This is a genomic window from Chachezhania sediminis (assembly GCF_009765275.1).
In the GTDB taxonomy this organism is placed as follows: Bacteria; Pseudomonadota; Alphaproteobacteria; order Rhodobacterales; family Rhodobacteraceae; genus Chachezhania; species Chachezhania sediminis.
This window is the reverse complement of the sequence record NZ_VOPH01000002.1, coordinates 118,646-132,495: the sequence shown is the minus strand read 5'-3', so window position 1 is coordinate 132,495 and position 13,850 is coordinate 118,646. Positions and strand designations below refer to the sequence as shown.

Here is a 13,850-nt window from a genome sequence, read left to right as displayed (position 1 = left end):
CGGACATGGTTCTTTCCAACTTCATCGACTACGACACGCTGCGCGTCATCTGGTGGGTGCTTCTGGGCGTCCTGCTGATCGGCTTTGCCGTCACCGACGGCTTCGACATGGGGGTCGGCGCGCTGCTGCCCTTCGTGGCCAAGACCGATACGGAACGCCGCGTGGTGATCAACACCATCGGCCCGGTCTGGGAAGGCAACCAGGTCTGGTTCATCCTGGGGGGCGGTGCGATCTTTGCCGCCTGGCCGCCGCTCTACGCGGTCAGCTTTTCCGGCTTCTACCTGGCGATGTTCCTTGTGCTCGCGTCGCTGATCCTGCGGCCGGTGGGCTTCAAGTACCGGTCCAAGCGGGACGACCCGAAATGGCGTGCCGCCTGGGACAAGGCGCTGTTCGTCGGCGGGGCCGTTCCGGCGCTGCTGTTCGGCGTGGCGGTGGGCAATGTCCTTCTGGGCGTGCCTTTCCATCTGACGCCGTCGCTGATGCCGATCTATGACGGCAGCACGCTGGGCAAGCTCTTTGGTCTGCTGCGGCCCTTCGCGCTGCTGTCGGGGGTCGTCAGCCTGTCGATGCTGGTCATGCTGGGCGCCGCCTGGTTGGGCCTGAAGACCGAAGGCGTGATCGCCGAACGCGCGCGCCGGATCGGCACGCTGGCCGGTGCCGCGGCCGCTGGCAGCTACCTGCTGGCCGGCCTGTGGCTGCTGGTCGGCGTCAAGGGCTATCACCTCGTGGGCGAGGTCGTGGCCGACGGCCCGTCGAACCCGCTGCTGAGCGAGGTTGCCCGTGGCGGCACCTGGCTGGCGGCCTATGTCGACCGGCCCTGGATCCTGATTGCGCCCGTGCTGGCCTTTGCCGGTATCGGCCTGTGTGTCCTGGGCCTGCGCGCCGGGCGCGAGGTTACGACCCTGCTGGCCGGTCAGCTCAGCATTGTCGGTATCATCTCCAGCGTCGGGCTGACCATGTTCCCGTTCATCCTGCCGTCGACCGTGGACCCGAACAGTTCGCTGACCGTCTGGGACGCCTCCAGCTCTCACAAGACGCTGTTCATCATGCTGGTCTCGGCGGTGATCTTCATGCCGCTGATCCTGGCCTACACGGCCTGGGTCTACAAAGTGCTCTGGGGCAAGGTGACCGAGGAGCACGTCACCGATAACGCCGACACCGTCTATTAAGGAAGGAGATCCCGCATGTGGTATTTCGCCTGGCTTCTGGGCCTGCCGCTGGCGGCGCTGTTTGCCGTCCTGAACGCGATCTGGCTGGAAATGCGCACTGACGCGTTCCTGGCCGACGAAGGGGACAACCCGGCGGCGGAGTGATCCGCCCCCCCCCGTCCGCGACGATCCGATCCGCGGCACGGATGTGCCGTTCCGGCCGGCGCCGGCCCGGTGACAGCAGATGTCGCCGGCCCGGCGCCGGCCACACTTTTTTGTGACGCCGGAACCGGCGACGGAAAATCCGCGGCTGTTCGTGGAAGTCGCAGACGGAACTGAAACTGCCGGAGACCGCTACGGAAACACCTGCGATCAACCGAAGAATGCCCGGAACAATCGGGGTGTCGCGGCGCCATGCCATTTCGCCGGGATGTCGGCGGCACTTCGGACAAAGCGTCGAAAATGGCATGTTTTGTCCGCATGACGTGTTCTTGTCCGATCGGATACAAGCTGCCATCGTGGTCAGGCCATTGATTGTTCCTCTCGGTACAGGTCGGTTCCGGCTTTCCCGGCCATGATCGGCCATGCCCTGCCGGGCCATCGAAGATGAAAAAAGCAGGGATTGTTGATAGGTTCGGATCGAATCGACGGGCGCTAGGTCGGCAGGGGACAGCAGGTTGGAGCGGCCGGTCACGGAATTTGATAATCTGACGCCGTGCCGCAGGGTGCACCGGGTACAGGCAGGGCGATGCAGATCTTGGAGGTCACGATGAAGTTCTACGGAGCCGGGAAGAAAATGCTCGTCGCGGGCGTGGCTGCCCTGTCGATGACGGCGACTGCAAACACCGCTTCTGCCAACGATGCGGTCAAGATCATCGCGGGCGCCGTCGCGGCTGGCGCGATCTATTGCGGGGCGACCGGCAACTGCAAGCGCAAGACCCAGCCGCAGCCGCAGCCACAGGCGACCACGCGTGCCGCCGCGCCGCGGGCGCCGCAGCCCTGGTCGGCCGAACGCCAGCAGCGCGCCGCGGTGCAGTCGGCCCTGAACGATTTCGGTTTCCCGGTGGGCGGCGCCGATGGCGTCTATGGCGCCAAGACCCGGTCCGGTGTCAGCAACTTCCAGGCCTCCATGGGCTATCCGGTGACAGGGACCCTGACGCCCTATGAACAGCAGATGCTGCTGGGGGCCCACAACTCCTACAAGACCGGCATGCACAACAGCACCTATCCGGGCCTGTATCAGGCCGAGGGGCCGCAGGGTCTGGTGCGCGCAACGGCGGATCCCAACTACTATAACCAGCGCTATCGCAACCAGAACGGCTATGGGAACGTGCAGCCGCAATATGCCGCCGCCCAGCCGCAACAGCAGCAGCCGCTTCAGAACATGGCCGGCCAGGGGGCCGCTCTGCAGGGCAACGGCGCAATGGCGCCGCGCCCGACGGCGGGCCAGGTGGGAGGTATCGCGACCGGCGCCGGTGCGCTGGCGCCGCTGCCCCAGATCGGCCAGGTCGGAGAGGTCGCCGCGTCCATGCAGGACCATTGCGACTTTGCGAAGCTGACCACCCAGACCAATGGCCAGCAGATCATGGCCGCCAACATGACCGATCCGGACCAGGCACTGAACGAACAGTTCTGTGACGCCCGGACCTTCCTGATGGGGCGCGTCCAGACCATACTGGGCAGCGCCCGCGCGACCGAGGATCAGCTGGTGCAGGCCTGCGGCACCGTTCAGACCGCGATGGAGCCTGTCGTGGCCAACCTCGCCTCCAAGGATCCGGCGGCCATCGCGGCCGAGGCGAAGGGCATCTCGGCCTCCGCGCTGGGGCTGACCGATCCGGCCGCCGCCGCGCAGTACGGAGAGCTGTGCCTGGGTCTTGGCTATCGCGAGAACGACGCCGATATGGCGCTGGCCGGGGCCATGGTGCTGATGGGCGCGGGCCGCGCGCCCTATGCGGAAATGGTGGGCCACCATCTGCGCAACGGTTTCGGCGCCGGGGTCAATCCGACGGCCGCGAACACCTGGTATGTCGCGGGCCTGGATGCGCTGGACAGCAACCAGCCGCCAGCGGTCCTGCCCAGCCAGTCGATCCAGCGCGCCGCGATCATCCGCGCCGCGGTGCAGGCCGATGGCCAGCAGGCCACCGCCATGCCCGCGGCCAGCCAGATCCTGCCACCGTTGAACCTGGGCGGCAACTGATCGTCCCGACCGCGATGCGTGCGATGCCATTCGGACCGGGGGCAGCTGTCCCCGGTCTTTTCATGTCCGCCGTTTCGGTCTTCCGCGCCCGGGGAAAGGCCGCCGGCGTCCCGGCATACCGCCGCCCGATACTGCCCCGTTCCTGGCCAATCTGTTCAATGTTTCTGGTCCGTTATTCGGTTGACCTGTTGGGGCAAGTCTCATTTATTGGGCCCCGCAAAGAGTGGTTTCCGGTGTCACGCCCGGGTCTTCGGTTGTTGGTTTCCGCGATCGTCCACCGGGTGACGACAGGGACGCCGGACGGGCCGCGGGCCGGGACGGGCCGAAGGGCCCCCTCTCCTGCACGGGAACGGGACGAAGAACGGTCACGCCGGCCAGCCATTTCTTCGAGCCGGCGCGTGGTGAAACCAGTGGGGCGGGGCGATGGCTGACAATTTCCTGACCAAGAACCGGATCGATCTTGGCCAGTGCCTGCCATTCGGCGACGGCCTGGCGTTGGATGCCTATCCGGCATTGGCCGAGGCGCTGAAGGCCCGGGTCGGACCCGAGGCCGCGCGCCTTTTCGCCGAACCGCTGCTGAGCCGGGGCAACGACAACGTGGCCCCCAGCGTTTCCTGGTATTCCGATGTCCCGGGCACCGGTCAGCCTTTCGGCCGCCTCCCGGCCGCCGCCCAGTCGGGCGTGACGGAGACGCTGTCCGCCCGGTTGAAGGAGATCGAGCCCCTGGTGCACGATCCAGAGGTCGGATCGCTGGTGGCCGCGGCCTTCCACGTGAAGGACCCCGACGACATCTGGGTGGTCGGCGGCCAGCCGGTCCTGCTGAACTGGGGCATGCTGCCTGCGGGCATGGCCTGCGACCCGGCCAGCCGTACCGTGCATTATGGCCGGACGCTGGGCCGTTTCCTGCCCCTGTCCGTGGCGCCGCCGCTGACGGAGGCCGAACGGGACGAAACCGGGCCCATCGACGCGGGGACAGCAGCGCCAAGGGCCGCAGTCGCGGCTGGGGTTGCCGGGGCAACGGCCGCAAGCACCCGCTCTGCCGCAGCGCAGGATGCGCCCAAGGCGGCACCTCCGACGCCGCCACCTTTGCCGCCCCGCGAACGGCTCGGGGTGCCGGTGGGCGCGTGGGTCCCGCTGGTGATCCTGTTGCTTCTGGCGGGCGGGTTCCTGGCCTGGCTGATGATCCCGGGCAACCGGATCTTCCCGGAACACCGCGCAGGCTTTTCCGACCCGGAAGAGGCGGTGATCCTGTCGGAACAGGTCAACCGCACGCTGGAAGAACGCGTGCAGACCCTCCGCGCTGCACTGGACGGGGCCATGTGCCTGCGGGACGGCACGCTGCTGATGCCCGATGGCGTGACCATCGAAGGCCTGCTGCCGCCCAACGACCTGGACCCGGCAACCGGTCCCGGCATGATCCAGGACGCACGGGTGCCGTCGCTGGTCCCCCCGGGGGCCGAGCGGACACAGGTCGCCAGTGCGGGGGGCGCTACGACCTCGCTTCTGGATCATATCGAGCGGCGGACGGCCATGGTGCTGGTGCAGGGCGCCGGCGGCTTGTCGGTCGGCACCGGGTTCTTCGTCGGGCCGGATCTGCTGGTCACGAACTACCACGTGGTCGAAAACGCGGGCGAGGGCGGGATCTATGTCACGAATCCCGCGCTTGCCTCGCTGAAACCGGCAGAGCTTCTGAAGGCGCTGGGACCGCTGCCCGCGACGGGCGGCGATTTCGCGTTGCTGCGGGTGGAAGGGGCGAACCAGCCGGCGTTCCAGATCCATTCCGCGCAGGCCAGCCAGCGCCTGCAATCGGTGATTGCCGCCGGTTACCCGGGCGATCTCCTGAAGACCGACAGCCAGTTCCGCGCGCTGCGCAGCGGCAACCTGGATGCGGTGCCGAATCTGGCGGTGACCGACGGCACCATCAGCGCCGAACAGCAGATGGGCATCGGCAGCGAGGTTCTGGTCCATTCCGCGCCGATTTCCACCGGCAATTCCGGCGGGCCGCTGATCGACATGTGCGGCCGGCTGATCGGGGTGAACACCTTCGTCGTCCAGGGTCCCCTGCGGAACCTGAACTTCGCCCTGTCGGGCGCCGACCTGGTCGATTTCCTGGAAGGGACGCCGGCGGTGCCCACGGTCGTCACCTCGCAATGCGCGCCGCGGGTGAAGCGCGCCGTGGCCCAGGCAGATGCTGCTGACGACGTGCCCGCGGACCTGCCGCCGCTTGCCCTGCCCAAGATCAAAGACTGACAAGGGGCCGGCGTGGAGAACCTGTTCATAGCCACGACGTCGACCGAAGGGCTGAAACCTTTGGGCACTGCGCCGCAGCGGTCCTACGAACTGATCGTGAATGCGCTGCGCGACGCCGAGGCGGCCGGGATCTTTGCCGAGCCGGTGATGTCGGACTATGGCGACACGGTCGACTGGTACACCGAACGGCCGGGCCGTGCCGTGCCGCTGGCGCAGTTGGACCAGGACCGGCAGACCGCCCTGCGGGCGCGGCTGGCCGACCTGGTGGGCCGGATCCGGGCCGAGGCCCAGGCGCTTCAGGCCGGCGATCAGCCCGCCAATGACAGCCTGCGCCTGGCCGAGGCGCTGTTGAATGCGCTGGAGATCCCGAACGAGGACAGCATCTATGCCGTGATCGCACCCGACGGGGCGGCCGATCCGGTCCTGGTCAACTGGGCCTGGGTCGAAGACCGGCAGAATGCCGTCCGGGGCGTGCTGAGCGGCGTGGACACGCGTGTTGCGGCCGCAGCGGCCGCTGCAGCGGCGGCGGCTGCCGCCGCGCAGGCGAAGGCCCGTGAAGATGCGACCCTGGCGGCAGAGGATGCAGCCCGGCGACAGGTCGAGGAAGACGAGCGCCGCACGGCGGCCGGGCCGTCGCCCTTCTGGTGGTGGCTGTACTGGCTGGGCTGGCTGCTGCTGGCGATCCTGATCGCGATCATCCTTGCGCTTATGATCGCGCCCTGCGCGGTGCGGATCCCGGGCCTGCCGAACTTCTGCCCGGGCATCCAGGACGAAGCCTCGGCCGAGCAGCGGTACACGATGCTGCTGCGGGACGAGATCGCGATGATCGAGCGCGAGATCGCGATCACCGACCGCGCCTGCCAGCCGCAGCCCGACATCCCGCCCTTCCTGCCGCCCCGCATGGCCGAGGAGACGCCGGTGCCGCAGGAAGACGTGGGTGTCATCGACAACCGGCTGGACCGGGCCGGGGCCAAGGTGGGCGACCTGACATTCTCGCTGATCTGGGACGGGCCGGACGACCTGGACCTGGAAGTCAACTGCCCCGATGGCGGCCGCCTGTTCTGGGGTATCCGGTCGGCCTGCAACGGTGTCGTGGACATCGACACCGGGGTGGGCGCGCCGTCGCCCGAGCCGGTGGAAAACATCTTCTTCACCTCTCCCGCACCAGGCGACTATGGCATCCGGGTGACGATGCCGACATCGCGCCGGGACGGGGCGGAACAGAAATTCCAGGTGCTGGTCCGCGATGGTGACAAGACGCAGATCCTGGAAGGCGCGGTTTCGGGGCGCAGCACCGAATGGCGCAACACCTACAAGTTCGGGAGCAACTGATGCTGGGCGCACAGGCAAGCCGCTTGCGGCCATTGGTCGAGTTCAAGGACGAGATCACGCTGGTCCCGTTTTCCGGCATCCAGATCCTGGATTTCGGGTTCAACCTGCATGACATCGATCTGAAGCCGTCAAAGTTCATCGAACGCACCACCGGCGAAAACGATGGCGTGCCGGAACGCAGCCTGCAGCCGCTCAGCGGCGATGCGGAACGCGATGCCGAGGTCCTGAACCGGATGCAGCGGGACGACGAGGAATATTCGATCCGCCCCGTCGCCGCGCTTGAACCCTACCTGGAAAAATGGGTGCCGGTTCCGGTCCTGCGGCTGAAAAGCCAGCGGGGCCCCAGCGGCGAGGAACGGTTCGATCCGGGTCCCAGCAGCTGGGCGCGGCTGCGGACCGTGGAACTGGACGAACCCGATCCTGCGACGGGGCACACCCACCGGGTGCAGCTGGCGCTGGACACGACGCTGATGGCGGGGGAACAGGGCGACCACTACCTGGCGCCCGAAAGCGGCGACGCGGAAAAGCAGCGCGAATTCCGGCTGGTGTCCGATCCCTATGACATGGACTGGTTCCTGCGCCGGCTGGAAACGGACGAGGACGGGAACGTCCTGGACCTGCAGTTGTGGGTGTCGGACTGGCTGAAGGACGTCTTCATAGGCTACAAGCGCGCGCAGAACCCGACGCGGCTGTTTTCCGAAGACAAGCTGCCCTACCTGTTCGAACACTGGGCGCGCTACCTGGCCTATCTGAACCTGATCCAGAAGGTCGCGAAGCCGCCCAAGATGCGCTTTGTCAACACCGTGTCGGCGCGTGACGCCGTGGCGCCAGTGGACGTCGACCTGGTGCTGGACGTGGGCAACAGCCGGACCTGCGGCATCCTGATCGAAAGCTTCCCGGGCGAATCCCGGGTGGATCTGGCGCGGTCCTATCCGCTGGCGATCCGGGACCTGTCGAAGCCGGAATTCTATTACTCGGGCCTGTTCCCCAGCCGGGCGGAATTCGCGGAACTGAAGTTGGGCAACGACCGCTATGCCAGCCGGTCGGGCCGCCGGAACGCCTTTCTGTGGCCCAGCTTTGTCCGCATCGGGCCCGAAGCCGTGCGTCTGACGCAAGGCGAAGAGGGGACGGAAACCTTGTCCGGCCTGTCGTCACCCAAGCGTTACCTGTGGGACGATGCGGCGTCGAAACAGGACTGGCGGTTCCACAACCACGACGATCCGAACAACCTGCCGAAATCGGTCCGCGCCGCGATGCGCCACCTGAACGAGGCCGGGGACGTCATCGCCCAGGTGGAATACGAGGAAGATCAGCGCCTCCGCCGGCGGGGCACGACATCCACCCAGCGGGCGATCCGGCCGCGGTTTTCGCGGTCGTCCATGTTCGGTTTTGCGATGGCCGAAATCATCGCCCATGCCTTCGTCCAGATCAACGACCCTGCCCTGCGGTCGCGCCGTGCGCAAAGCGACCTGCCGCGGCGGCTGAAGCGGGTGATCCTGTCGATGCCGACGGCCACGTCCGTGCAGGAACAGGCGATCATCCGGTCCCGCACCGAGGGCGCGCTGAAACTGGTCTGCGACGTGCTGGGGATGGCGGAAGCCGAACGGCCCAAGTCCTTCGTCGACTGGGATGAGGCATCGTGCACCCAGCTGGTCTATCTCTACAGCGAGGTGACGCAGAAATTCGACGGGCGCATCGACACCTTCCTGAAACTGAAGGGACGGGAACGTCCCAACGCCCAAGGGCAGATGGAACCGTCGCTCAGGCTTGCCTGCATCGACATCGGCGGCGGCACGACCGACCTGATGATCACGACCTACCGGGGCGAGGCGAACCGCGTCCTGCACCCGGAACAGACTTTCCGCGAAGGGTTCCGCGTGGCGGGCGACGACCTGATCCACCGGGTGATCAGCGCGATCATCCTACCGCGGATCCAGTCCACGATCGAAGCTGCGGGCGGACGCTACGTGGCCGAGAAGCTGCGCGAGCTTTTCGGTGGCGACATGGGCGGTCAGGACCAGCAATCGGTCCAGCGCCGGCGACAGTTCGCGATCCGGGTTCTGGTGCCGCTGGCCGAGGCTGTCATCCAACATTGCGAGAAGTCCGGGGAATTCGAACGCTTCGACCTGGCCGTGGCCGACATCCTTGGCGCCCACCGGCCGCAGGCGGACGAAGCGGGGGGCGAAGACCAGCCCGCGCCGCCGGTGGACCTGAAGGTCAGCGCCGGCGTCGTGGCCTATATCGAGGACGCGGCGCGGGCTGTCGGCGCCCAGGACTGGCGTCTGGCGGATGTCGTGGTCGCCACCACGCGAGAGGAGGTGGACGCAATCAGCCGCGAGGTGTTCCAGAAGGTCCTGGGCAATCTCTGCGAGGTGATCGACCATCTGGGCGTCGACATCGTGCTGCTGACCGGCCGGCCGTCGCGCCTGCCGGCGGTGCGGTCCATTGTCGAGGAGATGATGGTCGTCCCGCCGCACCGGCTGATTTCGATGCATGCCTACAAGACCGGGCGCTGGTATCCGTTCCGCGATCCGGTCACGCAGAAGATCGGCGACCCGAAAAGCACCGTGGCCGTGGGCGGGATGCTGATCGCGCTGTCGGAAAACCGGATCCCGAACTTCAAGGTCTTCACCGGCGCTTTCCAGATGCGGTCGACCGCGCGCTATATCGGCGAGATGGACAGCAACGGCCAGATCGTGGCCGACAAGGTGCTGTTCGCCGATATCGACACCGACAAGCCCGGCGGGGGCGAGACGGCGATCGTCAACATCTTCTCGCCCGTCTACATCGGCTCGCGCCAGTTGCCGCTGGAACGCTGGACGACGACGCCGCTCTACCGGCTGGACTTTGCCAACACGAACGCCCATTCGCGACCGCCGCCCATCAAGGTGGAACTGATACGGACCGAATTCGACGACGACGACGAACGTCAGGATTCCGAGGCCAAGCTGCGCCGAGAAGCGATGCAGGAGGCTTTCGACGTGGGCGAGGTGACGGATGGCGAGGACGACGCGATGAAGCGCAGCGATGTGTCCCTGACCCTGCACACGCTGGGGTTCGAGGATGATTACTGGCTTGACGCCGGCGTGTTCAGGTTCTGAGGGGGACAGCATGACAGCACAGGAACGGCTTGCCGCCCGCTGCGACGACATCGCCCGCCTCTCACGCGAGGCGCTGGCCTGGATCAATGACGACGAGAATGCCGAAAAGGTCTCGGCCCGCAGGAAGGAGCTGTCGAAGCTTTTGCGCAAGGGCGCGCGGCGGGCTGAACGGCTGTCGAAATCTGCCAAGACCAAGATGAGCGTCAGCGTTTTCGGACCCAGCCAGGCGGGCAAGTCCTTCCTGGTCTCGGTCCTGGCACGGCCGAAGGACGGGCGGCTGGTGGCGGATTTCCAGGGTCCGGGCGGGACGCTGGATTACATCAGCCAGATCAACCCGGCGGGCGACGGCGAAAGCACAGGGCTGGTGACCCGGTTCACCATGAGCAAGGACCCGACGCCGGACGGATTCCCCATCAAGCTGAACCTGCTGACCGAGGCGGATATCGCCCGGACCATCGTCAACAGCTTCTTCGAGGACGGGGACCAATCGGAAGCGCCCCCCGATGCCGAAAACCTGAAGGCGCATTTTGCGACCCATTCTGGCAAGGCAGGCGGCCCGGAGGTTTGGGGCCTGTCCTTCGAGGACATCTACGAGATCGCTGAATATGTCGAGCAGACCTTCGGAAAAACCGCCTATGCCGCGGGTCTGAAGGGGTTCTGGGACGACGCCGCCTATCTGGCGCCGCGCATGTCTGTGGCCGACCGGGGCGCGTTCCTGTCGATCCTCTGGGGTGGCTATCAGGAACTGACGGATCTTTACGTGAAACTTGCCTCCGCGCTGGCGCGGATCGATCATGCCGAGGTGATCTATGCCGGGCTGGACGCGCTGCAACCGCGCGAGACGTCGATCATCGACGTGAACACGCTGCAGGGCCTGTTCCAGCCGGAAGATCAGGATCAGCTGACGATCCGGACTGCTGCCGGCAAGGTCGCCAGCCTGAACCGCGCGGTGATCTGCGCGCTGGCGGCCGAACTGGTGTTCCCGATGATGGAACAGCCGTCGGATTTCTTTGCCGAAACCGACCTGCTGGATTTTCCCGGCGCCCGCAACCGGTTCGAACTGCCCCTGGCCAAGACGCTGGAAAAGCCCGAAGAAGCTGTGACCAACATGCTCTTGCGGGGGAAGGTGTCGTACCTTTTCGACCGGTATGTGGCGAACCAGGAAATCACGTCCATGCTGCTCTGCGTGCCGGACAGCAACATGGAAACGCTGAGCCTGCCGGGACTGGTCGACAATTGGATCGAGATGACCCACGGCGCCACCCCGGCCGAGCGGGCCAGGAATGACTGCATCCTGTTCTTCGTGATGACGAAGTTCGACAAGCATCTGGGGGACAGCGCGTCCGGCGGGACGGCGTCCGAACGGTTCGAACGGCGGATGGATGCGTCGCTGCTGAAGGGCTTCGGCAAGGTGTCGGACAACTGGGTTCACAGGTGGACCGACACCGCGCCGTTCCGGAACTGTTACTGGCTGCGGAACCCGAACTATTTCGTCGAAGGTCTGATCAATTACAACGAGGACGAGACGGAGCGCGAGATCCGCCCCGAAAAGGTGGACCGTGTCGGCGAACTGAAGGCGGGTTGCCTGGCCACGCCGTCCGTTCAGGCCCATTTCAAGGAGCCGGAACGCGCCTGGGACGCGGCGCTGACGTTGAACGATGGCGGTGTGGGCTATCTGACCGAACAGCTGACGCTGGTCTGCAAGCCGGAAAGCAAGCTGCGCCAGATCGCGAACCAGGTTGAATCCGTGGCCTCCTCGCTTCTGGCAGAGCTGGCCGGCTTTCACGTCTCGGACGATATCGAGAAACGGGTCGAAGAAAAGCGCGCCCTTGCGGGTCAGATCATCGACCGGTTGGAACTGACGCTGCAGGGCCACCGTTTCGGGGCGCTGCTGCACGCGCTCTGCGTCGATCAGGACCTGATCCAGGATCGGATTTCCCGGGTGGATCCGTGGGTCAGGCTGACCAGCGTGACCCAGACCGAGGACGTCCGCACCATGGGCGCCGCCGGGACCAGCGCGCCGATCCGGCCCGGTGCGCCTGTCCGTCCGGGGGCCCCGGCGCGGCCGGGTGCGCCCCTGCGACCTGGCGCCCCGGCCCGGCCGGAACCCGCCGCTGCGCCCGCGCCGCAGGACGATCCGGCCACCCGCATCCGCACCATGACACCCGAGGCCTTCCAGGCCGACGGCGCCATCGACGTATGGATGGACACGCTGGGCCGGCTGCGCGACGACGAGCACCGGCTGGCGGTGTTCCACCTGACCTCGGAACTGATCTCGACCCTGATGGGCGAGATGGCGCAGGGCTTCCAGCGCCTGAAGTGCCGCGAGCGGATGATGGGCGTGCTGCGGGAAATCGGCTATGGCCTGACCATGGACAAGCAGGCGGCACCGGGGGCCGTCGTCTGTTCCGAGGCGATCAACCGCTTCGTTACCACGCTGGGGGCCGACGATATGGATCCGGCCGAACGGCCGGTGATCCCGCTGCCCGATGGCGGGACGCGGCCGGTGTTCCCGAAGGCTGCGGCCCACGACCGGGCGGACACGCTGCCGGCCACGGCACGGGCGGCGCATGTCGATACCTGGTCCGACTGGGTCTTCACGCTGGAGGCGCTGTTCGTCGGCAATGCGATGGACGGCAGTTCCGGCGCGATCAACATCGAACAGAACCAGCGGATCGGGCAGATCCTGAACGGGCTTGGCAATTGACTGGGCAACTGACGGGGGCAGGGCAGCGATGATCATTCGACCAGATCCCGACCATCCGCTGGGCGGCTATGCCTGCATCGGCATCGATGCGGGGGCCGCCACCGGCGACACGGTCGGCATCACGCTGCGCAACAGCTTCAACGACAAGTATCTGGGCGCAGACGGCTGGCAGTCGGAAAAGGCCTATTTCGGGCCCTATGCCCTGCGCCCTGCCGGCGACCGCCTGGAATTCATCGTCGGCACCGAGATCGTGAACCAGGTCGAGGAATACACCGCCCTGGTGATCGAAATCGGTGGCCGGGAGTTCGAGGTCAGCTGGCCCGACGACATCAAGCAGGGCCCGCCCGCCGCGACTGTCGGCGGTGTCCATGCCACGCCGCCGAAACCGGGCGCGGCCAAGGGCCCGACCCTGGTCGGCAAGGCCAAGGAAGAGCCGAAGCCCGAAGACCCGCAGGGCGAGGACCGCAAGGAAGAGGTGCCTGTACCTCCGCCACCGCCTCCTCCGCCGCGTCCCGCTGCGCCGGTTACGCCCAAGAGATCCGCACCGCCCGCACCGGAAACCGGGGGTGGCAGGAAATGGGGCCTGATCACCGGGCTTGTGGTCCTGGTGTTGCTGGCAGCCGCGGCCACCTTCTGGGTCCTGACGCGGGACGAAGAACGGAAGCTGGAAGCCCTGCCGTTCGACACATCCGAAGAGGCGGCCGAAACGCCGGCCCCCGCCCCCTGTTCCGTTGCCGGACTGGCGGCGGTGGTCAGCCGGGGCTATGGCCCGGTGATCGAACAGCTGCGGGTCTGCGGGGCCCGGATTTCGGCCGACGCGGCGCTGGGCCTGCTGGAACAAGGCGTCGATGCGGGCGACCCGGCCGCGCTGGCAGCACTGGGCAAGCTCTACGATGCCGGGGTCACGATCGACGGGGTCGAGACGACGATGGGCCTGACTTTCCAGGACAACCCGGCGCGGGCGGCGGAATACTATTCCCGTGCGGTCAATGCCGGTGACGGCGTCGGCGCGGCCGAGGCGCTGGGCCAGGTCTGCGCCCGCCTGGCAGAGGCCACCGACACGCTGTCGCGCAGCGCAAGGCAGGACTTCTGCAGCCAATGACGCGCACGATGAC

General features: G+C 66.8%; 8 protein-coding genes. All 8 read left to right on the top strand.

Annotated features, from left to right (window positions below):
* Window positions 1-5 precede the first annotated feature (5 nt).
* Window positions 6-1,169 carry a cytochrome d ubiquinol oxidase subunit II gene (gene cydB / locus FQK05_RS05605; RefSeq protein WP_158964931.1) on the top strand — a complete coding sequence of 388 codons (1,164 nt, stop codon included), beginning with the start codon at window positions 6-8 and terminating at the stop codon, window positions 1,167-1,169.
* A 15-nt stretch (window positions 1,170-1,184) separates the two neighbouring features.
* Window positions 1,185-1,313, top strand: a complete 129-nt coding sequence (gene cydX, locus FQK05_RS05600) for a cytochrome bd-I oxidase subunit CydX (protein ID WP_158964930.1) — start codon at window positions 1,185-1,187, stop codon at window positions 1,311-1,313.
* 604 nt (window positions 1,314-1,917) lie between these two features.
* Complete coding sequence (locus FQK05_RS05595; RefSeq protein ID WP_233270391.1) at window positions 1,918-3,345, top strand: peptidoglycan-binding domain-containing protein; 1,428 nt, start codon at window positions 1,918-1,920, stop codon at window positions 3,343-3,345.
* Window positions 3,346-3,768: 423 nt separating this feature from the next.
* The gene (locus FQK05_RS05590; RefSeq protein WP_158964928.1) at window positions 3,769-5,595 is read left to right on the top strand and encodes a S1 family peptidase; all 1,827 of its coding nucleotides are present in this window, start codon (window positions 3,769-3,771) and stop codon (window positions 5,593-5,595) included.
* Window positions 5,596-5,607: 12 nt separating this feature from the next.
* Entirely contained in the window at window positions 5,608-6,927 is a 1,320-nt protein-coding gene (locus FQK05_RS05585) for a hypothetical protein (protein WP_158964927.1), read from the top strand.
* Window positions 6,927-10,028 carry a virulence factor SrfB gene (locus FQK05_RS05580; protein ID WP_158964926.1) on the top strand — a complete coding sequence of 1,034 codons (3,102 nt, stop codon included), beginning with the start codon at window positions 6,927-6,929 and terminating at the stop codon, window positions 10,026-10,028. Before FQK05_RS05585 ends, FQK05_RS05580 begins: the two co-directional genes overlap by 1 nt.
* Window positions 10,029-10,038: 10 nt before the next feature.
* Window positions 10,039-12,735, top strand: a complete 2,697-nt coding sequence (locus FQK05_RS05575) for a virulence factor SrfC family protein (protein ID WP_158964925.1) — start codon at window positions 10,039-10,041, stop codon at window positions 12,733-12,735.
* A gap of 28 nt (window positions 12,736-12,763) precedes the next feature.
* On the top strand, window positions 12,764-13,837 hold the full coding sequence (locus tag FQK05_RS05570) for an SEL1-like repeat protein (protein WP_158964924.1): 1,074 nt from the start codon (window positions 12,764-12,766) through the stop codon (window positions 13,835-13,837).
* The last annotated feature ends 13 nt before the right edge of the window (window positions 13,838-13,850 follow it).

What these genes read in the sequence shown, in the direction of transcription:
- FQK05_RS05580 (WP_158964926.1), top strand. Translation starts at nt 6,927, where the DNA reads ATGCTGGGCGCACAGGCAAGCCGCTTGCGGCCATTGGTCGAGTTCAAG.
- cydB (WP_158964931.1), top strand. Translation starts at nt 6, where the DNA reads ATGGTTCTTTCCAACTTCATCGACTACGACACGCTGCGCGTCATCTGG.
- FQK05_RS05590 (WP_158964928.1), top strand. Translation starts at nt 3,769, where the DNA reads ATGGCTGACAATTTCCTGACCAAGAACCGGATCGATCTTGGCCAGTGC.
- FQK05_RS05595 (WP_233270391.1), top strand. Translation starts at nt 1,918, where the DNA reads ATGAAGTTCTACGGAGCCGGGAAGAAAATGCTCGTCGCGGGCGTGGCT.
- FQK05_RS05570 (WP_158964924.1), top strand. Translation starts at nt 12,764, where the DNA reads ATGATCATTCGACCAGATCCCGACCATCCGCTGGGCGGCTATGCCTGC.
- FQK05_RS05575 (WP_158964925.1), top strand. Translation starts at nt 10,039, where the DNA reads ATGACAGCACAGGAACGGCTTGCCGCCCGCTGCGACGACATCGCCCGC.
- cydX (WP_158964930.1), top strand. Translation starts at nt 1,185, where the DNA reads ATGTGGTATTTCGCCTGGCTTCTGGGCCTGCCGCTGGCGGCGCTGTTT.